This is a genomic window from Roseixanthobacter psychrophilus, assembly GCF_043195195.1.
In the GTDB taxonomy this organism is placed as follows: Bacteria; Pseudomonadota; Alphaproteobacteria; order Rhizobiales; family Xanthobacteraceae; genus NCEH01.
The window spans coordinates 151,207-176,727 of record NZ_JBAFWT010000003.1 but is presented as its reverse complement, the minus strand read 5'-3'; the positions used below and the strand labels follow the sequence as shown (position 1 = coordinate 176,727).

Annotated in this window: 17 protein-coding genes; 7 read left to right on the top strand and 10 right to left on the bottom strand. The window is 67.7% G+C overall.

Annotated features, from left to right (window positions below; all coding sequences use genetic code 11):
- Positions 1–11: 11 nt before the first annotated feature.
- The 3 genes from V5F77_RS04820 to egtB form a co-directional block, all read right to left on the bottom strand.
- Positions 12–1,304 (bottom strand): MFS transporter, encoded by a 1,293-nt coding sequence (locus V5F77_RS04820; RefSeq protein ID WP_429004192.1) that lies wholly within the window; start codon positions 1,302–1,304, stop codon positions 12–14.
- Between the two features lie 175 nt (positions 1,305–1,479).
- Positions 1,480–2,448: an L-histidine N(alpha)-methyltransferase gene (gene egtD, locus V5F77_RS04815; RefSeq protein WP_429004191.1), complete on the bottom strand. Its 969-nt coding sequence runs from the start codon at positions 2,446–2,448 to the stop codon at positions 1,480–1,482.
- A gap of 13 nt (positions 2,449–2,461) precedes the next feature.
- Positions 2,462–3,724 (bottom strand): ergothioneine biosynthesis protein EgtB, encoded by a 1,263-nt coding sequence (egtB, locus tag V5F77_RS04810; protein WP_429004190.1) that lies wholly within the window; start codon positions 3,722–3,724, stop codon positions 2,462–2,464.
- A 245-nt stretch (positions 3,725–3,969) separates the two neighbouring features.
- Here egtB and V5F77_RS04805 point away from each other — a divergent pair, with 245 nt between their 5' ends.
- The gene (locus V5F77_RS04805; RefSeq protein WP_429004189.1) at positions 3,970–5,058 is read left to right on the top strand and encodes an NUDIX hydrolase; all 1,089 of its coding nucleotides are present in this window, start codon (positions 3,970–3,972) and stop codon (positions 5,056–5,058) included.
- 272 nt (positions 5,059–5,330) lie between these two features.
- Positions 5,331–5,885, top strand: a complete 555-nt coding sequence (locus V5F77_RS04800; RefSeq protein WP_429004188.1) for a DUF1269 domain-containing protein — start codon at positions 5,331–5,333, stop codon at positions 5,883–5,885.
- A gap of 268 nt (positions 5,886–6,153) precedes the next feature.
- Here V5F77_RS04800 and V5F77_RS04795 read toward each other — a convergent pair whose 3' ends face one another.
- The 4 genes from V5F77_RS04795 to V5F77_RS04780 all read right to left on the bottom strand — a co-directional run bounded on the left by V5F77_RS04795 (position 6,154) and on the right by V5F77_RS04780 (position 17,290).
- On the bottom strand, positions 6,154–6,477 hold the full coding sequence (locus tag V5F77_RS04795) for a twin-arginine translocation signal domain-containing protein (RefSeq protein ID WP_429004187.1): 324 nt from the start codon (positions 6,475–6,477) through the stop codon (positions 6,154–6,156).
- Positions 6,478–6,761: 284 nt separating this feature from the next.
- Positions 6,762–7,607 carry a universal stress protein gene (locus V5F77_RS04790; protein ID WP_429004186.1) on the bottom strand — a complete coding sequence of 282 codons (846 nt, stop codon included), beginning with the start codon at positions 7,605–7,607 and terminating at the stop codon, positions 6,762–6,764.
- A gap of 283 nt (positions 7,608–7,890) precedes the next feature.
- Complete coding sequence (locus tag V5F77_RS04785) at positions 7,891–16,062, bottom strand: hypothetical protein (protein ID WP_429004185.1); 8,172 nt, start codon at positions 16,060–16,062, stop codon at positions 7,891–7,893.
- Between the two features lie 361 nt (positions 16,063–16,423).
- Entirely contained in the window at positions 16,424–17,290 is an 867-nt protein-coding gene (locus V5F77_RS04780) for an aldo/keto reductase family oxidoreductase (RefSeq protein WP_429004184.1), read from the bottom strand.
- Between the two features lie 93 nt (positions 17,291–17,383).
- Here V5F77_RS04780 and V5F77_RS04775 point away from each other — a divergent pair, with 93 nt between their 5' ends.
- Positions 17,384–18,289 (top strand): LysR family transcriptional regulator, encoded by a 906-nt coding sequence (locus tag V5F77_RS04775; RefSeq protein ID WP_429004183.1) that lies wholly within the window; start codon positions 17,384–17,386, stop codon positions 18,287–18,289.
- 139 nt (positions 18,290–18,428) lie between these two features.
- On the opposite strand, the gene V5F77_RS04770 is transcribed toward V5F77_RS04775, so the two are convergent.
- Positions 18,429–19,037 (bottom strand): TetR/AcrR family transcriptional regulator, encoded by a 609-nt coding sequence (locus V5F77_RS04770; protein ID WP_429004182.1) that lies wholly within the window; start codon positions 19,035–19,037, stop codon positions 18,429–18,431.
- 139 nt (positions 19,038–19,176) lie between these two features.
- On the opposite strand from V5F77_RS04770, the gene V5F77_RS04765 reads away from it, so the two are divergent.
- Positions 19,177–20,145 (top strand): SDR family NAD(P)-dependent oxidoreductase, encoded by a 969-nt coding sequence (locus V5F77_RS04765; protein WP_429004181.1) that lies wholly within the window; start codon positions 19,177–19,179, stop codon positions 20,143–20,145.
- Positions 20,146–20,222: 77 nt separating this feature from the next.
- Here the strand turns inward: V5F77_RS04765 and V5F77_RS04760 are convergent, their stop codons facing one another.
- Positions 20,223–21,530 (bottom strand): ATP-binding protein, encoded by a 1,308-nt coding sequence (locus V5F77_RS04760; protein ID WP_429004180.1) that lies wholly within the window; start codon positions 21,528–21,530, stop codon positions 20,223–20,225.
- A complete protein-coding gene (locus V5F77_RS04755) occupies positions 21,527–22,189 on the bottom strand; it encodes a response regulator (protein WP_429004179.1) in 663 nt (220 codons plus the stop codon). The genes V5F77_RS04760 and V5F77_RS04755 overlap by 4 nt, the downstream gene beginning before the upstream one ends.
- 109 nt (positions 22,190–22,298) lie before the next feature.
- Between V5F77_RS04755 and dsbD the strand changes: the two genes are divergently transcribed.
- From dsbD to V5F77_RS04740, 3 genes are read left to right on the top strand one after another with little or no spacing between them, the layout of a single operon-like run.
- Positions 22,299–24,110: a protein-disulfide reductase DsbD gene (gene dsbD, locus V5F77_RS04750; RefSeq protein ID WP_429004178.1), complete on the top strand. Its 1,812-nt coding sequence runs from the start codon at positions 22,299–22,301 to the stop codon at positions 24,108–24,110.
- 26 nt (positions 24,111–24,136) lie between these two features.
- Entirely contained in the window at positions 24,137–24,769 is a 633-nt protein-coding gene (locus V5F77_RS04745) for a DsbA family protein (protein WP_429004177.1), read from the top strand.
- Between the two features lie 8 nt (positions 24,770–24,777).
- Positions 24,778–25,476 (top strand): L,D-transpeptidase, encoded by a 699-nt coding sequence (locus V5F77_RS04740; protein WP_429004176.1) that lies wholly within the window; start codon positions 24,778–24,780, stop codon positions 25,474–25,476.
- Positions 25,477–25,521: the final 45 nt, after the last annotated feature.

Sequence of the window (25,521 nt, the reverse complement as noted above, 5' to 3'; positions counted from 1 at the left end):
GGCCGCTTTCGCTACGCCGGCGCGGCCGCTTCCTGAACGCCGACGATCTCCTTGGCTTCCTTCACCAGGGTCGCCGCGCCGAGGCCCACCAGCGAGATCGCCGGCAGCATCAGGATGGCGTAATGGTACGCCTGCGCGGAATATTGCGTGGTGTCGCTGGTGCCCGCGACCAGGTCCAGCACCAGGCCGAACGCCCATTCCGCGACCCCGCCCAAAAGCATGATGATCATGTTGGTGGAGGCGAGGGCGGTGCCGGTAACGGTGTGGGGATTGTGTTCCACCACGGTGGCAAAGCAGATCACCTGCGAGCACGAGGCCAGCCCGAGCAGCAGCAGCAGCAGATAGGCCACCGGCAGCGACATGTTGGGGATGATGGCGATCACGAAGGTCACCACCAGGGTCGCCGCGCTGGCATAGAGCAGGATCGGACGGCGGATGCCGAGCTTGTCCGAGACGAAGCCAGCCAGCGGCCCGCCCACCAGCCAGCCCACATACATCATGGAAACCGCCCCGGTGGCTTCCAATTTGGAGGCGCCGGTGACGGCGGAGATATATTCCGCCCCCCACAGGGCACCGAGAATCGACAGCGGCATGTAGAGCGCCGCGCCGATGATGCCGAGATACCAGCTCTGCGGATTGGCATAGACGATGCGCAGCGCCCGCAGCACGTTCGGCTTATAGGGATGCGGCACGTCGGTGCCGGCGGGCGGCTTGCTCGGGATGACGAACACGATCATCGCCGTGACGCCGAGGCCGACGAAGCCGGCGCCCACCAGCGCGCTCTGCCAGCCCAGCGTCTCCACCATCCGGGCGATGCCGGCATTGCCGATGATCGCCCCCGCCATGCCGAGCGAGGTGGTGAGGCCCGAGAGTCGCGCCAGCATGGAGCGGGGAAACCATTCCGCCGCGATATACATGGTGCCGACGAAGGCGAAGGCCGAGCCGAAGCCCTGCGCGAACCGCGCCACCACCAGGAACAGGCTGCTGGAGCCGATGATCTCCAGGAACGCGCCGGAGGTGCAGATCAGCGCCGAGACCACCAGCACCTGCTTCACGCCGAAGCGGTCGATGATGGTGCCCGAGATGAGCTGCATGGGCGAATAGATGAGGTAATAGGTGCCGGCGGCGGCGCCCAGAGCGGCGGCGGAGAGGCCGAAATGGGCCTGCAATTCCGGCTCCATGGCCGAGGGCGCGACGCGCACGAAGAACTCGTAGAGATAAAACAGGGCCGCGGTGCCCCAGATCAGCCAGCCTTGCAGGGATGCCTTTCCCTGAAATCCTGGTCCGCGATCCTCGATCAGCATGTCCCCCGCTCCGGTGCGACCTTGATTTCGCCAAAGTCACACGAAGCAAACCCAAGGCCAAGCGGTTTTACCACCGCGCCGCAGCACGCCGTTCGGCAAATGTGGACAAACCTCAGGCACTTGCCCCACGGGCTTGCCTCAGAGGCGAGGTGCGAGCGCGGGGCCGTCGATGCCCTCAGTCGGGAGACGCCAGCAGGTGCACGCTGAACAGCCGTTCGGAATCGGTCCAGGCCGCCTCGCTCACCCAGCCGGCGTCACCGGCGAGGTCCTTGAAGCCGTCGAGCGTGTATTTGTAGCTGCATTCGGTATGCAGGCTTTCGCCGGTGGCGAAATAATAGGCCGCGCCTTGCACATGCACCGTCTGCGCGCGGGCACTGATGAGGTGCATCTCGATCCGGCTCGCCGGGGCGTTGAAGAACGCGCGATGCACGAAGGCGGACAGGTCGAAGTCCGCGCCCAGTTCGCGATTGGCGCGGGCGAGCACATTCTTGTTGAACCGCGCGGTGATGCCCTCCGCATCATTATAGGCCGCATGGAGCAGGCGGGGGTCCTTCACGAGGTCGACGCCGACGATCATGCGGCTACCCGCCCCCAGCGTCTCGCGGGCGTGGGCGAGGAAGTCGCGCGCTTCCGCCGGCTCGAAATTGCCGATGGTGGAGCCAGGAAAGAAGCCCAGAAGCGGGCGGCCGCGCGCCAGTTCGGGCAGGGCGAAGCGCTGGGTGAAATCCCCCGCCAGCGGCAGGATCTCGATGCCGGGATAGGCGCGGCGCAGATCGCTCGCCGTGCGCTCCAGGAACTCGGCGGAAATATCCACCGGCACATAGGCGGCGAGGTGGGGAATGCGGTCCAGCAGCAGGCGGACCTTTACGCTGGCGCCGCTGCCGAACTCCACCAGGACGCCGCCCGGCGGCAGCAAGGCGGCGATGTCGTGCGCGTGCGCCTCCAGGATGCCGATCTCGGTGCGGGTGGGGTAATAATCCTCAAGCTGGGTGATCTGCTCGAACAGGGCAGAGCCCGTGGCATCGTAGAAATATTTCGGCGCCAGGCGCTTGGTCCGGGCGGACAGGGCGAGGGCGAGATCGCGGGCGAATTCCGCGGTCGGGGCAAGCGGCTCTGCGCGCTCGGCGGGATGGGAGAGGGACATCGGGTCTCCTGGATCAGATCGCTTCGTCGGCGAGGCGCAGCCCGGTGAACTGCCAGCGCTGATGGGGATGGAAGAAATTGCGGTAGGTGACCCGCTCGTGGCCCTGGGGCGTGGCGAGCGAGGAGCCGCGCAGCACCATTTGGTTGACCATGAACTTGCCGTTGTATTCGCCGAGCGCGCCGGGCGCCGCGCGATAGCCGGGATAGGCGCCGTAGAAGCTGCGGGTCCACTGCCAGACCACGCCGAACGCATCGGCCAATAGGCCCTTGCCGGCCGCCACCTCGAACGCCTGCTCGGTGGGCAGCGATTTGCCGGCGAAGCGGGCGAAGGCATCGGCCTCGTAATAGCTGACGTGGCAGACCGGGGCGGTCAGATCCACCGGCCGCAATCCGCCAAGGGTGAGGGAAAACCACTGCCCATCGATTTCGCGCCAATAGAGCGGCGCCTCCCAGCCGCCCGCCTGGACCGCGCCGAAGCCCTCGGAAAGCCACAGCAGCGGGTCCCGGTAGCCGCCGGCCTGCATGAAGTCCAGCCAGTCGCCATTGGTCACGAGATGGCGGTCGATCCGGGTGGGGGGAACCAACACCTGGTGGGCGGGGGATTCATTGTCGAAGGCGAAGCCCTCGCCCTCATGGCCGATGCGGTAGATGCCGCCGGCGATCGATGGCTGTGCGCGCCGATCCTCCCCCATGTCCGGTCCGGTGGCCGGCGGGGTCCATGTTGGATCGTAGGCGGGATCGGTCGGGTTCTGGGACAACGCGTGGAGGATGTCGGTGAGCATCAGCTCCTGGTGCTGCTGCTCGTGGTTGAAGCCGATTTCCATCAAAGCGGCGAGGGCGGGGAGGCGGTCGTCCGCCACCTGATCCAGCAGGGCGACGACGGCTGAGTCCACATGGGCGCGATAGGCGCCGACCTCCTGCATGGTGGGGCGGGAGATCAGGCCGCGCTTCGGCCGCTCGTGGCGCGGGCCGGCGGCGACATAATAGGAATTGAACAGGAAGGCGAAGCGGTCGTCGAACGGCACGTAGCCGAGCGCATAGTCCCGCAGAACGAATTGCTCGAAGAACCAGGTGGTGTGCGCGCGATGCCATTTGATCGGGCTCGCGTCCGGCATGGACTGGAGCATCTGGTCTTCGGCCGAAAGCGGCGCCGCGCGATGCTCGCTCTCCCCGCGCACGGAACCAAAGGCGGCGACCAGACGCGCGCGCAGATCGCTGGTATCAGGCTCCGCTCGTGCGTCCGAGGCGGCCGGTGCGGCCTGGGGGTGCCGGGACATGGGCGTCTCCACTGTTTGCCGGGCGCGTGACCGGGACCATGAATGCCTCAAACGTCGGAACAGCAGAACGGTTCCGAAAGGGGGGCGCGGAATTTTTTCGTCCCGCCCCGATTATGACGGCTGCGTTGCGCCATAATGTTGGCAGGGAGATTCTTTGCCGCCAAATGCCAATTACGTCCGAAAAACCTTCGTTGCGCCGTATGCAATATGCCGCCTTGCCGTATCGTCAGAGGCAGGACGGCGAGGTGCAGATTCGCCTCATCACGTCACGCGAAACGCGCCGCTGGGTGGTGCCGAAAGGCTGGCCCATCCGAGGGCTCAAGCCGCCGCAGACGGCGGCGCGGGAAGCTTATGAGGAAGCGGGGCTGATCGGCGCCACGTCGTCCACGGCAATCGGCCTCTACAGTTATGAGAAGCGCCTGTCTCCAACGCACACCGTGCCGTGCGACGTCATGGTGTTTCCCATGAAGGTGAAGCGCTATGTGAAGAAATGGCCGGAGCGTTCCGAGCGTGTCGGCTTCTGGTTCAGCGCCGAGAGCGCCGCCGCGGCGGTGCAGGAGGAGGGGCTGGCGCAGATCATCCTGCAGTTCGCCGCCCAGACCGCCGCGCGCTATGCCGCGAAGGAAGAAGCGCGGCAGGCGGCCCTGGCGGAGCAGGCGGCCAAGACGGCTGCTAAGACGACGGTCAAGGAGAAGCCCCCGGCCAAGGGCAAGGCTCCGGCCGAGGTGTCGGACGATGGGACCGCAGCCCCGAGTGCGGTGGCGCCCGCCGAGGCGGCGGCGACGGTGAAGAAGGCCGACGTCAAGAAGGCCCCTTCGAAAAAGGCGATGAGTAACAAGGCCGGGGCGCCGCCGCAGGAAGATGCGCCGGCAGGGCTTTTGCCGGCCAAGCCGTCGCCGACAATGGAAAAGCCGGCTCCAATCGCGGTTGCGCCCGAGAAAGGCGCGGCCAAGAAGGCCACCCCGAAGAAGGCCGCCTCGAAGGAGGTTGCCTCCACGGAGGTTGCTCCCAAGAAGGCGGTGCTCGAAAACGCTGCTGCCGAGATGCGCAGATCCGTCGAGGATGCAGTGAAAACACCGTCGGAGCGGGTTGCGTCTCTCAGCTCGCCTTCCGGGAATTTGCCCGCCGCGTCGGACAAGAAGCCGGCGAGCAAGAAGGCTGCCGGGAAAAAGGCCACACAGAAGAAGGCGTCAGGCAAGAAGGCGTTGGACAAGAAAGCCGATCGCAAATCCACCGCCGGCAAATCGGCCGTGGAAGATCCCGTGCCCGGTTCCGCTGTGCGGGTCACCGATGGGCCGGAGGGAAAGACGCAGACCTTCGCCCCCGCGCGGTGAGCACGGCTCGCGCCGTACCAAAGCACCGCTGCGCGAGCTGCTGCGGGAACCGGCCTCTGGCGTTTCTGGGGCGTCCCGCTGCGGGCGTTCCGCAATGCTGCGACGCCGCAGCTTCCGCTGTTTGAATTGACATGAAACCGTGTCAAACATGCCGCGGCTTCCGGTTGGCGGGCGGCTTTTGTGCGGGTGCATTTCCCGCGGGCGCCCGAGGCCGAAGCTGCCGCGCCGCGCCTGCGCGCGGCCCCGATCTGCGTAAATGAAGGACACCGGCCATGAGCGATCTTGTCTTCATCGCTTTCCCCTCGGAACAGCGGGCCGTCGAGGTTCGCGACAAGATCCTGGGCATGCAGAAGGAATATCTCATCGAACTCGGCGATGCGGTCATCGCGGTGAAGGATGAGAACGGCCACATCAAGCTGAACCAGCTCATCAACACCACCGCCACGGGCGCCATGTCCGGCGCGCTGTGGGGAACTCTGATCGGCTTCATCTTCATGATGCCGCTGGTGGGCACGGCGATCGGCGCGGCCTCCGGTGCGCTCGGCGGGGCGCTGACCGATGTCGGCATCAACGACCAGTTCGTGAAGGATGCGGCGGAAGCGCTCCAGCCCGGCACCGCCGGCCTGTTCCTGCTGATCCGCAAGATGACCACCGACAAGGTGCTGGAAGACCTGCGCGGGGTCGGCGGCACGGTGATGAGCACCTCCTTCGACCATACCAAGGAGAACGCCCTGCGCGACGCGCTCGCCGCCCATGCCGCCACCGAGGTTCCGGTCGAGGCGCCCGCTCCCGAATCGGGCCAGGCGCCGGCGACCCCGTCCGCCTGATCGCGGCGATCTTTGCGGGATCGTCCGTATACCCCCCCTCTCCCCGCCGGGGAGAGGTGGGGTACGGGAGGCGGTGGGAAGGGGAGAAGAACGATCTCGGCGCCCTGCTTCTCTTTTGGGTTGTAAGAGCCTGTTTTGAAATTCAGAAAAAATGGGGTCCAAGACCCGCGCATTTTCAAACAGTCTCTTAAACGGCTCTGAAATACAAAGGGACCGTTCGCCGGCCGGCGAACGGTCCCCTTTTTTCACGTCCTGGTGTGCGGCAGGCTCAGCGCCGCCAGCCGCCCGGATTGTAGACCCACACATTGCCGCGGCGCACCCAGGTGCCATCGCGATAGCGCATGCCGGGACGGCCCGCGACCCAGCGGCCGGGCACCCACACATAGCTGCGGCGGCGCGGATCCCAGGTCCAGAAACCGGACACCCACACCCAGCCCGGACGCGGCGGGGGCGGACGGCGTTCGATCCGCAGGGGCGGCGGGGCCGGCTGGATGAAGACCTGGGCCTCCGCCTGGCTCGCGACGGCGAGGGGTGCGGCGGCGGCGGCGACGGCGGTCAGCAGACCACCGAGGAGGGACCGTCGAGAGATCATGGGGATGTGTCCTTGGATTCGTCCTGGGCCCGCCGGGTTGATGCCGTCCGGCGGCGCGGCAGGCGGCTTTATCTGGCAGCGCCTTATGGCGTTTTTTGGCACTGTTGCGCAAAAGCTGAGGCCGGCGCGCCCAGCAATCGCCGCAACTCTTGAAATCCAGGCCGTTTCTGCCCGCCGATCGTGCAGATGTCGTTAACCATGATCGAAACTTGCCGGGCCGCGAAACTGCGGCCCGGCATTGGAACTCAGCGCCCTTGCACGGTGGGCGCGGGTCTTTGCGGCGATCAATGGGCCAGGAACAGCGGCACCGAAGAACGCTCGATCAGGGCGCGGGTGAAACCGCCGAGGAACCATTGCTGCAGGCGCGAATGCACGAACGCGCCCATCACCACCATGTCGGCGCGGAAGATGCCCATCTGGCCGCGCAGCGTCTCGACGGCATCGCCGTCGCGCACGGACACGTCGTTCACGCTGACGCTTACGCCGTGGCGGACGAGATTGGGCGCCAACTCGGCACCGGGCACGGCATGGGTGAGGTCCTTTTCGCCCTTGATGCAGAGGATCTCCACCTCTTTCGCGGCCTTCAGCAGGGGCAGGGCGAAGGCAACGGCGCGGGCGACCCGCTCGCTGCCGTCCCATGCGATGGCGATGCGCTCGGCACGGAAGAGGGTGATGCCCGGCGGCACCGCCAGCACGGGGCGGCCGCTGCGCGTCACGACATTCTCGAGAACGTCGCGCGCCATCTCCATCTGTTCGGCCGTGGTTTCCAGCACGCTGACGTCATGCACCCGCGCCTGGTTGACGAACGCATCCAGCAATTCCGCAAAGGGAAGCTGCAGGGTTTCCACCGAGCAGGTGAGGCCGGCGGCATCGGCGGTGCCGCGCGCCCGCTCCACGGTCGCGGCCGCAGCCTCGCGAACCCGGCGGTTTTCCGCGCCGGCCAGCTCTGAAGCGAAATGGCTCACCGCACTGCGCGGCACGCTCACTTTCAAGGCGGCGGCCTGGACGGTGATGTGGGCCTGTGCCGCCTGGGCGAAGGAAAGCCCGTAGGCCAGGGCGGAACTGGCGTGATCGCTGCCCTCTTCGGCGATGCCGACGAGAATGCTCTTGAAATCGGCGACGGAGGTCATGGCGTGCTCCTCGGATGTATTCATTATACTCTTACCTTGCGGTAGGTATATGCCGGCCAAAATGATGCAAGTCAAAACGTGGCGGTGGCCGACAATTCCATGGGGCGGCGCCCCTATCCTTGCCCAACCAAAGCGGCGAAGGCCTGGCTCGGCGCGCGACCGAGGGCATCGCTCCGCTCTTTGCGCTGCCACCGACCAGCTTAAGCAGTCTCGCGCGAAAATGCTCTGGAATCTCGTCGTGGCCGATATTCAGCTTGGTGGTCCAATCTGATCGGACCGTGCGTCAGAACGGCACCGCCAAGCGGGCGCTGAGTTCCTGGGCGAGGAAATCATTGCCCATCTGCGCCTTATATTCGGCCCGCACCTCGTATCCCTTGGCATTGACGAGCTGGATGCCCGCCGACAGATCCAACAAGGTGTTGGGCATGGTCACCGCATTGATGAAGGAGGGCACCGAGGACGCCGCGCCGGCGAGGCTGCTCTGGAAGGTCATGTTGTCATTGGAGAGGAACGTCACGCCGGCGCTGCCGAAGGGCCGCAGCCAATAGTCCGGGCTGAGATCGATGCGCGCGCCGATCTCCACCGCCGGGCTGAAAGCCACGGTCCATTGCTGGATCGAGGAGATGGACAGGTTCACCGGTCCGGCCTGGCTCTCGGAATAGCCGGGCATGTAGGTGTAGAGCAGATCGAGATCGGCATAGGGCCGCAGATACCAGTTCGCGAACGCGAATTCGTAGGAGGCGCGCGCGCGGCCGCCGGCCGTGAACACGCTGGCGCTTCCCTCCGCCAGCCACCGGCTGGACCCGACGATGACGTTGCGCGTGTTGTCATAGCTGCCGAAACCGGCATGGCCGGCCAGCGAGAGCAGCCACGGCCCCATCTGGTGCTTCACCGACAAAGCCATGTCGGCGGCTTCGCCATCGGACGCGCCGAAGCCGTTATTGGTGGACAGCGAGCTGTCGGAATAACCGACGGTGGCGCCCACGAACCAGTCGGTGAAGATCTCCTTCTGCGTGCCGACGCGATAGGTGATGGTATCGAGGGTGAAGCCGCTGCTATTGCCGTCGGCATATTGCTCGGCGCGCGCGCCGATCACCCGCGCCCAGGTGCAGTCGGTCTCGGTCAGGTGCGTGCTGCTTCCGGCAAACATCGGGCAGCTCAGCGCCGCGTTCATGGAGGCGCGGGCGGCGCGGGTCTGGTTGACCGCGGAGGCCTGCATCTGGTCGCCGGCGAGGCTTTGCAGCGCGCTCTGGTAGCCCGCCGCGGTCTGCACATTGGCGATGCTGGCAAACACCTGCGACAGGCCGGTGGAGGTGTTGGCCCAGGACTGCTGCAGCGATTGCGCCATGGCCAGCTCGTTGGACGTGAGCGGCACTGCGGTTTGCGCGAAATTGGCGGTGGGGGTGAGGATCAGATTGGAATTTTGCTCACTCACGCCGAAGCTGATGACGCCAAGCGGCGAGGGTTGGATCACCGCCAGGGCGCCGGTGATCACGCCGGTTCCGCTTGTGAAAAATGTATATTGCTCGGGCAGCAGGTTGGCGCCGACGATCGGCTGCACGCTGCCGCCGAGATTCGTGATGCCGGAGACGGTGAGCAGATCGTTGGCCTGGGTATTCACGACGGCATTGATATCGATGCCGAGAATGCCGGAGGTCTGTTGGAAACTACCCTGCAACGCGGTGGTCGCGATGGTGCCCCGGCCGCCGGGATTGATCGTGCCCGCATTGGACAGGGTTCCGAGCGTAGTCGCGTAGCCGGTGGTTTGGCCAAGGGCCACCAGCGGACCCATGTTGAACGTTCCGCTGGGGTTGTTCTCGATCCGGCTGAGTTGCGCGGCTGACAGATCCACGCTGCCCGAGATGGTGCCGAAATTATCGATGCTGAAGGCCCCGAAAGTGCCGATGATGGCGGTGCCGGAGAGGGCGCTGACATTGCTGCCGGGCTCGAGGTATATGGTGTTTGCGATGTTTCCCCCTTGCATCACCAGCGCCGCGCCGCTGCCGCTGCCGCTGCCGCCGATGAGGGTGCCGGTGAATGAGATATCGATCGCTCCGCCGACGCCAATGATGGCGCCGTTGGCCGCCTGCACCCCGCTTTGGACGAAGATGCCGGCCGCGCCGGCGCCGGTCGCGGAAATGGTTCCTGTGAGGTCGATGATCACCCCGCCGGCCTCTCCGGTCGCCATGGCGTAATTGCCGCGCTGCGGGCCGGTCGCCGGGGGAAGCGCGATGCCCTGGGTGGAGGCGATGGCCCCGCCGCCGGCGGTCAGGCTCTGGGCGAAGATGCCGTGGGCGTTCGCACCGGTGGTCGTGATGCTGGTGGCGCCTTGCGCGCCTTCGGTCATCGTGATGCTCACCTGACCGCCGCTTACGCTGCCGGGCGCGGCGGTGTTGCCGGTGGAAAAGCTCATGCCCGACGTGTCCATGGCGCCGCTATAGCCGCCGCCGCCGCCGATGGATTGGGCGAAGATGCCGATGGCGCCGACGCCCGATGTGCTGATGCTGCTGCCGGCCCCGAGCCGGATCGCCACCGGCCCGCCGGTCCCGGTCCCGGTCCCGGTCCCGCCGATGCCTCCGTTCACGATGATGGGCATGGTGGTGCCGGCGCCGTCGCTGGCGAAACCGCCGCCGCCGCCGATGGACTGCGCCAGGATGCCGAAGGCATTGGCGCCGCTCGTGGTGATCGCGCCGTAATTCACCACGTTCGTGGCGCCGCCATTCCCCGAGGATTCCGCCGAGCCGCCAATGGTGAGGGAAAGCGTTCCGCTCGCGGCATAGAGCTGCTGGGCATAGGCGGCAGCGATCGCGTCGAGGTCCACGCCCAGGGCGAGCAGCCCCTGGATGATCTGGTTTTCGAGCGAGGTGATCTCGGCATTGGTGGGGGTGGTGAGGCCCGCTTGTTCGGGGTTGAGAATGAACACGCCGCCGCCGCCGCCGATCGCCTGGCCGACGATCGCATGGGCTTCGTTGCCGGTGGTGGCGACGGTGTTGAAATTGACGAGATCGACCTTGCTCGCGCCGCCGGTCGCGCCCTGGAGCGTGTTGTTGTTGTTGGGATTGGCTGCGGTGGAGCCGCCGATGGTGATGGGAACGGTCAGAGAAAGGCTTGTGGAATCCACGGCAAGGCCGCCGAGCCCGCCGCCGCCACCCACGCTCTGGCCGAGGATGCCGAAGGATGAATCGCCGGACGTGAAGATGGCAGAGGTGTTGTAGACGGTCACCGTCCCGCCGGTGCCTGCCGCCCCGCCCGAGCCACCCACGCCCACATCCACATTGATGACATTGCTGCCGGAGAGCGTGGCCGCGCCGCCATTGCCGCCGCCGCCGCCCACCGACTGGGCGAATACGCCGAACGCGGCATCGCCCAGGGTGGTGATGCTGCCGGCATTGGTGACGGTGACCGCCTCGCCGTCGCCGGCCGCGCCCCCCGAGCCGCCGATGCCGATGTTCGCCTCGGTGGTTGGGAAATCAATCTTCAGGGCGTGAGAATTTGCGTATTGGGTCAGCTTGGCAGCGAGGATGGCCTTCAGCTCGGATTCGATCGTATAGGCGAGCACGCCTCCGAGGGCGCCGGCCGGGTCGGCCGAGCCGGTTCCGCCGCTGCCGCCGCCGCCGCCCACCGACTGGGCCTGGATGCCGTGCGCCCCATCCGCCGAGGTGACGATGCTGGCGGTGCTGGTATTGCCGACCGTCACGGTTCCGCCATTGCCGCCGGTTCCGCCGGTTCCGCCGATGGAGAGGTTCAACTGGTAGTCGTCGGTTCCCGCCGCCTGGCCCGATCCTGCCGCGCCGCCGCCGCCGCCCACCGATTGCGCGAAGATGCCGCGTGCGTCGATGCCCGTTGTGCCGATGGAGCCGTAGTTCGTGACGGTGACCGCTCCGCCGATATTGCCCGAGCCGGCCGAGCCGCCAACGCCGATGGATGCCGCAAAGGATTCGTTGAAGGAAAACGGAATGATGTTGGTGCTGAGATCAACGCCGCTCTGCTGGCCGGACCACGACCAGGGCAGGCTCACCGAGGTCGCCGCCGTGCCGGTGCCGCCATTGCCGCCGCCGCCGCCGATGCTGGCGGCATAGATTGCGTCGGCGCCGTTGCCGGAGGTCAGGATCGCGCTGCCGGGATCGTTCGCGACCGTCACCATTTCGCCCATGCCTCCACCGGCACCCTTGCCGCCGACCGCAACCGACACGGCGACGACCAGGGACGAGCCGTAGCTGTAGGTGGAAGTGGTCGCGTTGCCGCCATTGCCGCCGCCGCCGCCGACCGAAAGCGCGTAAATGCCATAGGCTCCGTCGCTCTGCGTGCTGATGGAGCCGACATTGGTGACGGCCACCTGGCCGCCATTGCCGCCATAGGCGCCCGTGCCGCCGATGCCGAGGGTGACGCTTATGCTGGGCACTTTGCCATAGCCGACGCTGTAGGAGGTGGAATTGGCATTGCCCCCTGAGCCGCCGCCGCCGCCGATGCTGAACGCGGCGATGCCCATCGCGTCCGCGCCGAAGGTCGTGATGGTGCCGAGGTTGGAGACATTCACTGTGTAGCCGTCGCCGCCGAAACCGCCCCCGCCGCCCAGGGCCACGGCGACCGTCGGCACCTCGAAGGTGCCGGTGGTCGTGCCCACCGTGCCGCCTACGCCGCCAGCACCGCCCACGCTCAGGCCATACATGCCGATGCCGGAATCATTGCTGGTCTGGATGATGCCGCTATTGGTCAGGGTGACGCTGCCGGCGGCCCCGCCGCCGCTGCCGTTGCCACCCACCGTAATGGTAATCAGGCCGATACCCGCGCCGGATCCGCCGGCGTCTCCGCCACCGCCGATGGATGCCCCCATCATGCCGTAGCCCTGATCGCCCGAAGTGCTGATATTACCGCGGTTGTTCAGCGAGACATTGGCACCGACGCCGCCATTTCCAGCGTTGCCGCCCTGGACATAGATGTAGCCGTTGGCGCCGCCGCCATCGCCGCCTTTGCCGCCCTCGCTGAGCCCATAAATCCCATAGGCGCCGGTGCCGCTGGTGGCGATGGTGCTCGAATTGACGACGGTGACCGCGAAATCAGCGCTGGTCGAGCCACCGCTTCCGCCCGCGCCGCCCGCGCCGCCATCGGAATCGAAGGTCTCGGTGGAGACGCCGCCCGCCCCGCCCGTGCCGCCAAGGGCGGCGGCGTAGATGCCGTAGGAGTCTTTTCCGTAGGTGGTGATGCTGGTCGAATTGGTGACAGACACCAGGTCGCCGGAGCCGCCGAGCGCGCCATTTCCGGCATTTCCAAAATCGCCGTTCTGCTTCGAGCCGTCGCCGCCGTCGCCACCGGTACTGAGCGCATAAAGGCCCGCGGATTTATCACCATAGGTGACGATCCAGGTGGAGGCGTAGCTGGTGAGGCTGCTCGTCCCGCCGTCGCCGCCCGTGCCGCCGTCGCCGCCATCGGCATCGCCTGCATTGGCATAGCTTCCCTCACCGCCGGCGCCGCCACGACTTTTCACCGACAGTCCTGCCGAATCCGCGCCATAGGTGGTGGCTCGCGCGGCCGTGCCGGCGGCGCTGCCGAACGTGAGACTGGCGGTTGCGGTGACGGCGCTGCCTCCGTCTCCGCCGCGTGCGCCGGCGCCGTCTTCACCGTTGCCGCCGTCGCCGCCCGCGCTGTCGATCTCGGCGGCAGGTGACTTGGAATAATCCACGCCGACGGCGCTGGTGCCGGTGATGACGGTGCCTGTGAGCCCAAGGGTGACGTTTCCGGCCGCGCCGCCCGCCGCGTTCCCGCCCTGGCCGTCGCCGCCGTAGGATCGCAGCAGAACGCCCGCCGAGCGGGCGGCCGATGTGGTCGGCGCGTTATTCGGCAGGTCGAGCGCGGCCGTCACAGTGACGGTTCCGCCCGCGCCGCCGACACCGGCGTCGGGGGTTGTCAGCCCGCCATCGCTCTTGGCGAAAATGGCGGGAGCATCGGTGCCGGTCGTGGTCACGATGCCGGCGGCTGTGATGTTGATCGTGCCGCCCGTGCCGCCCGATGCATCCGCCTTGATCGCGCTGGACTCGGTCCCCGTGGTGGTAATCACCGAAGAACTGGTGGTGGTGAGGATTATCGATCCGCCGCCGCCGACCCCGCCATGGCCCAAGGCTGCCGTCCCCGCATCGCCGCCGCGGGCATCGATGGAGAGGCCATGCGAATGCGCGCCCGCCGTCGAGATGGTGCCCGCATTGGACACGGTGACCGAACCGCCTTTGCCGCCGGTGCCGCCATATCCCTGCAGATTGCTGGCATCATCGTTCGGATTGGAGCCGCCGTTGCCGCCCTTGGCGACCGCATAGATGCCGGTGCTGTCACCGGCCGTGGTGGTTATTGTTCCCGCATTGGCGAGGGTGATCGTGCCGCCGGCGCCGCCGGTGCCGCCGGTGGCGAAACTGCCGCCTTGCCCGCCGGCACCGCCCTCGGCCGCGGCATAAAGGCCGGCGGAATTGTCGCCCCGTGTGGTCGCGCTGCTGCCGGAATAGACCTGCAGGGTCAGCGATCCACCCGCGCCACCCGTGCCGCCGTCTCCGCCATCGCCATAAGCATCGCCGGGGGCCGCCGCCGATCCGGCGCCGCCGTTTGCGCTCCCTTTGACTGCGGCGGAATGGGTCCCGAGGGTCGAGATCAGGGTCATGCCGCTTTGGTCGGTGCCGATGGTGATCGCCACCGTTCCGCCGGGGCCGCCGAGGGTGCCGTCATTGTTGCGCGAAGCCTTGGTGCCGCCGCCGGTGCCGCCCTCCGCCAAGACCGTGACCGCCGAGGATTTTGTTGCTCCGGCCGCAATCAGCGTGCCGGTAATGAAGGCATTGGCGGTGCCGCCGTCGCCGCCCAGACCGCCGACCAGCGCGCTGCCGCCCTTGCCGCCGCTCGCGTCCACATGGACCGCGTCCGTCTCGGTTCCCGTGGTGGTCGCGCCGCCATAGGCGTTGGCGGTCAGGGCAACCGTGGCGGTTGCGGTGCCACCGCTTTCGCCGATTCCCCCGATCGCCTGGGAGCCGCTCGCATTGCTTTCGCCGCCTTTGCCGCCGCGCGCCTCGACCTTGATGGCGGCTGAGGCCTCGCCGGAGGTGGAAATTGTGCCGGCGGCGGTGATCGAGGCGGTGCCGCCCTTGCCAGCGGCACCACCCGGAGCGGGCATGTCGACGCTTGTGTTGCCGTTGCCATCGCCGCCATCGCCACCGTCCGCATTGGCGAACAGGCCGTAGGCGGAACTCCCCTGAACGACGATCGCAGAGGTCGTGGCGGTGGTGATGCTTGCCGTCCCGCCCGCGCCGCCGGTCCCGCCGATCGAACCTTTCGAATTATATTCCGACGCACCAAAGCCGCCGAGGCCGCCTTTGCTGCCGGCTGCAAGGGCGCCGATGCCGGTGGCGCTTGCGCCAGACGTGATGACACTGCCCGAATTGACGATGGTCGTCTGGCCGCCCGCGCCGCCGCTACCGCCGGGGCTGCCCGATCCTTCGTCGCCGCCACCCTTGGCGCCAACGGTCCCGCTGGCGTTGCCCCAAATGCCGGCGGAGCCGGTGCCGGTGGTCAGCAGGGATCCGGCGTTATTGGCCGAGACGGTGCCGCCGCTCCCGCCGTTGCCGGCATTGCCGGCGCCATGGTCGTTCTCGGGATCGACGCCCTCGCGCCCGCGGCCGCCGAGGGCTTGGACCAGGATTGCCGCTGCTTCGTTGCCCGAGGTGGTGATGCTTGCGCCTTGCGCGTTGGTGGCGTTGGCATTTCCACCTTTTCCACCACTTCCGCTATTGCCGGTTCCGGAGCTGAAGCCGGAATCTCCGCCGGGGGCGCCGTTGCCGCCGTCCGACTGGACGAAGATGCCGCTTGCACCATCGGCATAGAGCAGGAGAATGCCGGTGTTCTCGCCGGTAGCGGTCCCTCCCGTGCCGCCTGAACCGCCTGTCGCCCCGCCGTTCCATCCCGAGCCGCTCTGGCTGTTACCGCCGTCGCCGCCGGGTGCGAAGGCATTCACGGCCGATCGGGCGTAGACCGCGCCCGCCGCGATGGAGATGGTGCCGTTATTGGTCGCGATTGCGGTGCCACCGGTGCCGCCCGCGCCGCCCGCCGAGGGGCCTTGCGTCGGGTGATCTCCGTCCCAGCCGGCCGGCGCGCCATTGCCGCCGTTGCCGCCCAGGGCGGTGGCGTAAATGGCAAGGCCGGTGATGCCGGTATTGGTGATCGAAGCCTGGCCGCCGTCGGATCCGGTCCCGCCGGGATTATCATTGTCCGATGAGTTGGTGCCTTGTGCACCATTGCTCCACCCGGTGTACCAGGTGGCATTGTCGGTAGCGCAATTGGCCGCCACGCAGATGATCGATTGTGCCGTAGCGGAGCTTGAGAAGAACGGGAGAAGGAGCGGGCCGCCAAGGCAGGTGGATGCGAGATAGGTGGATGCCACGAACGAAGGGCGCACGATCCGCCCGAAGCCAGCCGCAAGTCGCATCGTTCTTCCCCGGATCGTTGTTGGATCGGTCTGGGACGATCCTAAGCTTGGCCTTGGATAACATGTCCAGCAACGTTCAGTCACTGAAGGAAACTGGCCCTTTCCGGCGGAAAACGATTTTTCCTCAAGGACATCGAGCAAGTTTTTTGGAGGTGTCAAAGTACCATATCGCTCGCGACCCCTCGGGAGCGCCGGAATGCTTGGGATCGGCTTCGGCGGACCCCAAAGGGGAGGATCCGCATCCGCGAGGGGTCGATCGGACCAAGCGGGCGATCCGGGACCCGGCGCGCCCGAGGCGACGGACAAGAATACAGCGCCCGCGCTCGGGCCCGCTGGAGGAGCCCGCTGTCTTCTCAGGCGATTAGCGCGTTGCCGGGCCGCCGATGGTGTCCAGGACCTTCATGGCGGCGTCGGGGATCTCCAGGCGGGACGCCGCGAGGTTCTCGGCGAAGTGGGCGGTCGAGGAGGTGCCTGGAATGAGAAGGACGTTGGGCGAACGGCGCAGCAGCCAGGCGAGGGCGACCTGCATGGGAGTGGCGCCGAGCTCGCTCGCGACCTGCGTCAAGGCCTGGGACTGGAGCGGCGAGAAGCCCCCCAAGGGGAAGAAGGGCACGTAGGCGACGCCCTCGGCGGCCAGTTGGTCGATGAAGCCGTCGTCGCTTCTGTGGGCCAGATTGTACTGGTTCTGCACGCCGGCGATCGGAACGATGGCGGCGCCCTGCGCATATTGCGTGGGCGTGACGTTGCTGAGGCCGATGTGTCTGATCAGGCCCTGTTGCTGGAGCTCGGCGAGCGCCGTCAAGGGAGCTTCGATCGATCCTTCGGCCGGGCCGTGGACGTCGAACATGACACGCAGGTTGACCACATCCAGGACATCCACGCCCAGGTTCTTCAGATTGTCGTGGACGGCGGTCGCCAGGGCTTGGGGTGAGAAGGCCGGAAACCACTCGGCGTTGGGTCCGCGAACGGCGCCGACCTTGGTCACGATGAGCAGATCCGATGGGTAGGGATGAAGCGCCTCCCGGATCAGCTGGTTGGTGATGTGCGGGCCGTAGAAGTCGCTGGTGTCGATGTGATTGACGCCGGCGTCGCGCGCGGCGCTGAGGACGGCGAGGGCTTCGTCGCGATCTTTGGGAGGGCCGAACACGCCGGGGCCAGCCAGTTGCATGGCGCCGTAGCCCAGACGGTTCACTGTCTGGCCGGCGAAGGAATAGGTCGGGGTTGTCATGGTCGTTCTCCCTGGGGACGCAAGACATATAGACCTTGCCGCAGTGCGCGATAATCGCCCACAATCCGGACAGCCTGTGCGAGATACCGAACAATGGCTCACGACTTGGCGGACCTGCACGCCTTCATCGCGGTTGCGCGTGCGCGGGGGTTCCGCAACGCGGCCCGGATCGAGGGCACGAGCGCGTCGGCTCTCAGTGATGCGGTGAGACGACTCGAAGGGCGACTTGGCGCGCGCCTCCTGCATCGGACGACGCGCAGCATCAGCCTGACCGAAGTGGGCGCTCGGCTGATGGCCCGGCTAGAGCCGGCCCTCAGCGAGGTGGACGCCGCCTTGTCGAGGGTCGGGCGGTTTGGCGACGAGCCTGCCGGGACCTTGCGGCTGAACGTGCCGGTGAGCGCCGCGCGTCTCGTCTTGCCCGATCTCGTGCCGGCCTTCCTGGCGGCCTATCCGCAAATCCGGCTGGAGATCACGGCGGAGGACAGTTTCGTGGACGTGCTGGCCGCGGGAGCCGACGCCGGCATCCGGTATGACGAGCGGCTTGAACAGGACATGATCGCCGTCCCGATCGGCCCGCGTATCCAGCGGTTTGCATGCGCCGCCGCGCCCGCCTACTTGAACGCCCGAGGGCGGCCCGGCCATCCGAGTGACCTGCTGGACCACGCCTGCCTTCGTGGACGCTTCTCGAGCGGCGCGAGCCCCGCCTGGGAGTTCGAGCGGGAGGGAGAGACAGTGATGATCGAGGGCGATGGCCCGCTGCTCGTCAACATGGGACCGGCGATCGACCTCGCGGTCGAGGCGGCGATCGCGGGTACAGGGGTCATCTATCTCTTCGAAGCCTGGATCGCGCCGCTCCTGAAAAGCGGCGCGCTGGAGCCGGTTCTTCCGGACTGGTGGCCGAGTTTCCCCGGGCCTTTCCTCTATTATTCGGATCGGCGGCTGGTGCCTCCGCCGCTTCGCGCGTTCATCGACTTTATTCGGGTGCGACAATCGGTGTGAGGCGAAAACGAAGCAACGACGCATGTCTGCTTCCGCGCCAGAAGCCAACCTCCGCCTCTGGCGCAACGCCGAGTGTATGCTTCCAGGCGGGAATTCTGTGCCTGCCAGGGCACCTGTTGGAAAAGCGGGCACGGAAAGATCAGAGTGATTTTTCCTTTCCCTTTCCACCCCCGGTGCGGATGCCCGCGATCAGGATGTCGACGAGGCTCCTTGCGGCCTGTCTCCAGTTTGGGCCCGCGCTGATGTTGGCCACCCCGGCCAGCGCCCGCAACAGGTCGAGCGGGTCGATGTCCAGACGGATCTCGCCGCTCGCGACGGCGCGGTCGACCAGCATCGTGATGGTATGCTTCGCCTGGGCGCCGGAGGCGGCATAAAGCTCCGAGGTTCCACCGACGATCGAGTTGAGCGCCTCCGACATTCCCAGCTTGGTGCCCATATAGTCCACGAACAGCAGCATCCCCTCGCGCAGCGCCTCCACCGGAGGATGGGTCTGCGCGAGCCGCGCCGCTGCCGCATAGAACTGGTCGGTCTCGTTGCGATACACCGCCGCGATCAGCGCGTCGCGGGTGGGGAAGTGCCGATAGAGCGTGCCGATGCCGACGCCCGCCGCGCGCGCAATCTCGTCGAGGCTGGTGCCGGATCCCTTTTCGGAGAAGGCCACCTTTGCCGTTTCGAGCAGGCGCCCGCGATTGCGCTGCGCGTCGGCGCGAGGTTTGCGGACAGCCTGTGGATCGCCGTCGTCGGCCACGTGAAAATCACCTCTTGATAAACGGAGGATGCCTCCGTATTTAAAAGCGGAGGCGCCCTCCTTTTAACTCAACGCCGGCCCGCAGGCAATGATGCCGCGGTGGCGGGGAGAGGTGTGTCCACTGATCAAGGAGAACAGCATGGCCCGGCCTTTCGGAGCAACATCCACCACCGACGACGTGCTTGCGGGTGTCGATCTCGGCGGCAAGCGCGTGCTCGTCACCGGCGTTTCAGCCGGTCTGGGCGTGGAGACGGCGCGCGCGCTCGCGGCGCATGGGGCACAGGTGGTCGGCGCGGCGCGCGATCTCCATAAGGCGGAAGCAGCGACGGCCCCCGTGCGTGCCCAGGCGGCGAACGGGGGCGGGTTCACGCTGGTCCAGCTCGACCTTGCCTCGCTGGCCAGCGTCCGCGCCTGCGCCGACGCTCTTCTTGCCGATGGCCGGCGGTTCGACCTCGTGATCGCCAATGCGGGTGTGATGGCGGCGCCCTTCGGCCATACGGCGGATGGCTTCGAAACCCAGTTCGGCACCAACCATCTCGGCCATTTCGTGCTGATCAACCGCATCGCCCCGCTGATCGCATCGGGCGGGCGGCTGGTGAATGTCGCCTCCTCCGGCCATCGTTACGCGGACGTGGACCTGGACGATCCGAATTTCGAGCGCACGCCCTACGATCCGATGGTCGCCTACGGACGCTCGAAGACCGCCAACATCCTGTTCGCGGTCGCGTTCGACCGACGGTACCGGGATCGCGGCGTGCGCGCGACGGCGCTGCATCCCGGCGGCATCCGGACCGAACTCGGACGCCATATCGGCGCCGGCACCCTTGAACAGATGCTTGAGCGGATCAACGCGGAGCTGGCAGCCGAGGGCAAGCCGCCCTTCCAATGGAAGACCATTCCGCAGGGGGCCGCGACCTCGGTCTGGGCCGGTGCGGTCGCTGATGCCGACAAAGTCGGCGGCCGCTATTGCGAGAACTGCCACGTTTCGACCGTGACTGACGGGCTGATCAACCCGGTCAGCGAGGGCGTGCGCTCCTACGCGCTCGATCCCGACCATGCCGAGGCGCTCTGGGCCAAGAGCGAGGAGATGGTGGGCGAGCGCTTCTGATTCTGATCCGGCCAGACGTCTTCGAAAGACGTCTATGACCGGGCGGAGCCGGTCGCAACCTCAAGCCGGGACTTGGCTCACGGCCACGCCACGTGCGCCCGAAGGCCGGTCCGGTCCACCCGGTTGTCGAGGCGGAGCCGCGCGCCGGCGCGCGATGCGGCAAGGCTGGCGATGGCGAGGCCAAGCCCGCTTCCGCCCGCGCTCCGGTGCCGCCCCCGGAAGAACCGCTCGGTCACGCGCGGAAGTTCCTCGGCGGGAATGCCCGGCCCCTCGTCCTCCACGCACAACCCCTCCGGCGTGCGGCGCCAGGCGATGCGGCCTTCGCCGGCCATGTGCTCGACGGCGTTTTCGTGGAGATTGCGCAGCACCAGATGCAGGTCCTCGCGATTGCCCCTCAGGCGCAGGCCATCGAGCTGCGCGTCGAGCGTGATGCCGATCCCGGCTGGCGGCGAGGAGTTATGGACGATGTCCCGCAGCAGCGCCCCGGCGTCGACGCTCTCATCGGGGGACGGTTGGGGCTCGGCGTCCAGTTTCGCCAGCACGAGAAGCTGGCGCACGAGGCGCGCGGTCCGGTCAACCGAGACCAGGATCTGCCGCAGGGCGCCATCCCGCGTTGCGGCATCGCCGGTGGCCAGCGCGATCTGGGCCTGCGTCTTCAGGCCCGCGAGCGGCGTGCGCAATTCATGGGCGGCGAAGGCGGTCACTTCGCGCTCGTGCCGCCGCGCCGCCTCCACCTTGCCAAACAGACCGTTGAGGGCTTGCAGCAGCGGGCGGATTTCCGCCGGCGCGTCGCCGGGGGAGACCGGCCGCATATCCTCCGCGTCGCGGGCGGCGATGTCTCCGGCAACCGCATTGAGCGGGCCGAGGCCGCGCCCGAGGCTCACCCAGATCAAAAGCCCGAGCAGCGGCACGATCAACACCACCGGCCCCAGCAACCCGGCCACGAGATCGCGCACCAGCCGGTCGCGCAGCCCGGTGCGGTCGCCGACCATCACCCGCACGCCCTTGTCCGTGTCCAGGATGGTGTAGACGCGCCAGGGCTCGCCGTTTACCTCGCGGTGCGAGAAGCCCTCCGCCGGCCCGGCCAGTTCCTCCTCGGGCGCGCCGCTGGAGCGGGCGACCAGTTTTCCGTCCAGCGACCAGATCTGGCAGGAGACCTGGCGCTCGTAGCCCGCTTCCTGAAACGGCGCGGCCTGGGTCGCGGCGGCGATGTTGCCGCCGGCGACCAGGGAATGAACCATCCGCGCCGCTTCCTGGAGCCGGGTGTCGAGCACATGCTCCAGTTCGGCGCGGCTGGAGAGATAGATCCAGCCCACCGCACTCAGCCAGATGGCACCGGTGGACACCAGCAGGATCACGAACAGGCGGCGGCGCAGCGAGCTCATGGCGCCCCCCGGACCCGATAGCCGAGGCCGCGCACCGTCTCGATGGCGTCGCGCCCCACCTTGGTCCTGAGATTGTGGATGTGCACTTCCACCGTGTTGCTCTCTACTTCTTCCTGCCAGCCGTAGAGGCGCTCCTCGATCTCGCTGCGGGAGCGGATCACGCCCGGCCGCTCCATCAAAGCGGCGAGCACGGCGAATTCCCGCCGCGAGAGGGGGATCGCCCGCCCCTCCACGCTGGCCGCGAGGGTGGCGGGATCGAGCACCAGCGTTCCCGCCGTCAGCATCGGGCTTGCCCGGCCCTGGCCGCGCCGGGCGATGGCGCGCACACGGGCGGCGAGTTCGTCGAGGTCGAACGGCTTGCCGAGGTAATCGTCGGCCCCCGCATCGAGGCCGCGCACGCGGTCGCCGGTCTCATCCAGCGCGGTGAGCAGCAGCACCGGCGTAACGTCCCCCCGGGCGCGCATGGCCGCAAGAAGGTCGAGCCCCGAGCCGTCCGGCAGCATGAGATCGAGCACCACCGCGTCGAAGCGGCTTGCGGCGAGGGCGGCGCGCGCATCGGCGCAGGTGGCCACTTCGTCCACCGTCGCGCCCGCAAGGCCGAGCCCCACCTTGAGCCCGTCCATCAGGACCGGATCGTCTTCGACCACCAGTATGCGCATGCCTCCACCTTCCTGCCTGCCGCGACTTTATCCCGCCAGCTTAAGGCTGGCTTAAGGTGAGCGGCCGAGGGAGCGCCTCATGGTGATGAGAACGCTTTCCCGAGCCGGGATGAAACCCTTATACGCGGCGCTCTGCGTCCTTGCCTGCGCCGTGACGGGGGCCTTGCCCGCAGGCGCGCAACAAAAACCGCTGAAGGCGGACGATGCCTTTCGCCTCTCCGCCACCCGCGCCGCCGACGGCACGCTGGCGCTGCGCTGGCAGATCGCGCCGGGGACCTATCTCTATCGCGACAGCCTGAAAGCGACGCTCGCCGGCGCCGCGGTTCCCCTCGCCACCAGTCCCGGTGAAAAGAAGGACGATCCCAATTTCGGGATCGTCGAGGTCTATCACACCAGCGCGCAAGCGACGGCTGCGGTTCAGCCTGGGGCGGGCGGCCTTCAGGTCTCGTTCCAGGGCTGCGCGGAAGCCGGCATCTGTTATCCGCTCGTGACGCGGCAGGTGCAGCTTGCGACGTTGCGCATCGAAACTCCGCCGCCAGCGTCCGCGTTCGAGGCGCCGGCCGCCGCAGCGCCGCCGGTGGCGCCCGCCCAACCTGCTGATGTGGCATCGGACGCGGGGGCAGACGGGGCGGCGGATGAGGCTGGAGGGCTGTCCGGCGGAAGCCTTGGCCTGCTGCTGCTGGCGTTTTTCGGCTTTGGCCTGCTGCTCGCCTTCACGCCCTGCGTGTTTCCCATGCTGCCCATCTTGTCCGGCATCCTTGCCGGCGGCGGCACGCGGCCGACACCGGCCCGCGGCTTCGCCCTCTCGGCCAGCTATGGTCTCGCCATGGCAGTGGCCTATGGCGTGCTCGGCATTGCCGCCGGCTGGTCGGGTGCGAACCTGCAGGCGGCATTGCAGACGCCATGGGCGCTGGGCCTCATGGCAGCGATGTTCCTGGCCCTCGCCTTGTCCATGTTCGGCCTGTTCGAGATCTCGATGCCCGCCTGGCTCGGAACCCGGCTCTCGCGCGCCGGGTTTGCCCCAAAAGGCGGCGGCTCGCTGCTCGGCGCCGGTGCCCTCGGCTTTGCCTCCGCGCTGGTTGTGGGGCCGTGTGTGACACCCCCCTTGGCCGCTGCCATGCTTTATGCGGCGCAGACGGGCGATGCGGCACGCGGCGGTGCGGCCCTGTTCATGCTCGGCCTCGGCATGGCGATGCCGCTGGTGGTGGCCGGGACCTTCGGTGCGCGGATCCTGCCCCGCTCCGGGGCATGGCTGGTGCGGATCAAGCAGGCCTGCGGCGTGCTGTTCCTGGGGGTGGCGGTGGTCTTGGCCGGGCGGGTCCTTCCAGCGCCCGCTGGCGTGGCGCTCTGGGGCGTGCTCGCCCTCGGGCTCGGCGTGTTTTTGGGCGGGTTCGACCGGATGGCGCGGAGCAGTCCTCCGGCGGCGCGGCTCGGCAAAGCGGCGGGGCTCGCCACCGCGCTTTACGGCGCCGTGCTCCTGGTGGGTGCTGCGGGAGGCGCGGGCGACCCCTTGCGTCCCCTCGGCTTTCTCGCGGCGCTGCCGGGGCCGTCCGCGAGGGTGGGAGACGAGGTGCGCGTATCCTCGCCCGCCGCCCTCGATGCCGCCTTCGCCGAGACCCGCACTTCGGGCCGGCCGGTGCTCGTTTCCTTCACCGCCGGCTGGTGCACCGTCTGCAAGTCCAACGAGGCGGTCATGGCCGAGCCCAGCGTGCAGCTGCGGCTGGCGCAGGTGCCGCGCATCGATGCCGACGTAACGGACTATGGCGCGGGCGAGCGCGCGCTCATGTCCCGCTATTCCATCGTCGGCCCGCCGACTCTGTTTTTGCTGGATGCCTCGGGACGCGAGGTTCCGGGCTCCCGCCTCATCGGCGCGATCACCAGCGCGGATATCGACGGCCTCATGGCGAAGGCCGGTCTATGACTCCCACCCCATCCATCGGAGATTTCATGCGACGCAGGGACCTTATCCGCCTCGCCGCCTTGTCCTTCTTTCTGCCCGCCCTGGCGCTGGCGGGAGGACGGCAGGCCTTTGCCCAGGGCGTCGACGTGGACGCCATTCTGCGCGATCCCGATGCACCGACCGCGGGCAATCCGGACGGCGACGTGACCATCGTCGCGTTCCTCGACTACAATTGCCCCTTCTGCAAGAAGTCGGCGCCCGATCTGGAGCGGATCGTCGCCGAGGACGGCCACATCCGCCTTGTCTACAAGGATTGGCCCATCCTCACGGAAGCCTCCGTCTATGGCGCGAAGCTCGCCCTTGCGGCCAAGTTCCAGGGCAAATACGAGGTGGTCCACACCGCCTTGATGGGCATTCCCGGTCGCAAGATTCCGCAGGAGCAGATGGTCCAAGCGGTGAAGGCCTCGGGTGTGGACATGGGCCGCCTGGAGATGGACGCGCAGCTTCACGGCGCGGAGATCGTGGCGCTGCTCAAGCGCACCAACGCGCAGGCGGAATCCCTTGGGCTCCAGGGGACCCCGGCCTATCTGGTCGGCCCGCTGCTGACCTCGACGCTCGACTATGCCAGCTTCAAGCGGGCGGTGGCGGAAGCACGCCGCCGACAGGCCGCGGAACAATGAGGGGCGAGGTGCCTGAAAGCTGCCGGGCGCGGGTCCATCGCGCGGGGCGTGGTCCTGCCCGTGCGCTGATATGTGCGCTCGTTTTGCCGTTGGTGCTCGGCGCCTGTGTCACCGCATCGAACGAAGCGCCCCCTGCCGCGCAAGTCCCGCGCGTTGCGCCCGCCGATGCCGCGCGTTACGGCGCCCTGGAGGACCGGGGTTTCAGTATTCCCGGCGTCGACCCCGACGAACTCAAGCCCCGCAACGTGCGCCAATTGGTGGACGACCCCACCGGGCAGCCGCCCGGCACCCTGGTGGTGGACCCGAAGAACCGCTTTCTCTACCTGGTCCAGGAGAACGGCAAGGCGCTGCGCTATGGCGTCGGGGTTGGCCGGGCGGGCCTCGAATTCTCCGGCACCGCTGCCATCGGCTATAAGCGGGAATGGCCGAGCTGGCGGCCGACCGACGCGATGATTGCCCGCGAGCCCAGCAAATACCGGCCTTGGGCGGGCGGCATGGCGGGGGGCGAGACCAATCCGCTCGGCGCCCGCGCGCTGTACCTCTTCCAGGGCGGCAAGGACACGCTCTACCGCATCCACGGCACCAACGAGCCGTGGTCGATCGGCGAGGCGGTGTCCTCCGGCTGCATTCGCATGATGAACCAGGACATCATCGATCTTCATCGCCGCGTTCCGGACGGGGCGAAAGTGGTTGTCCTGCCCGCCTAGTCTCGTCCCGTGGCGGGCCGGACACGCGAACGCCCGGGCCGCAAG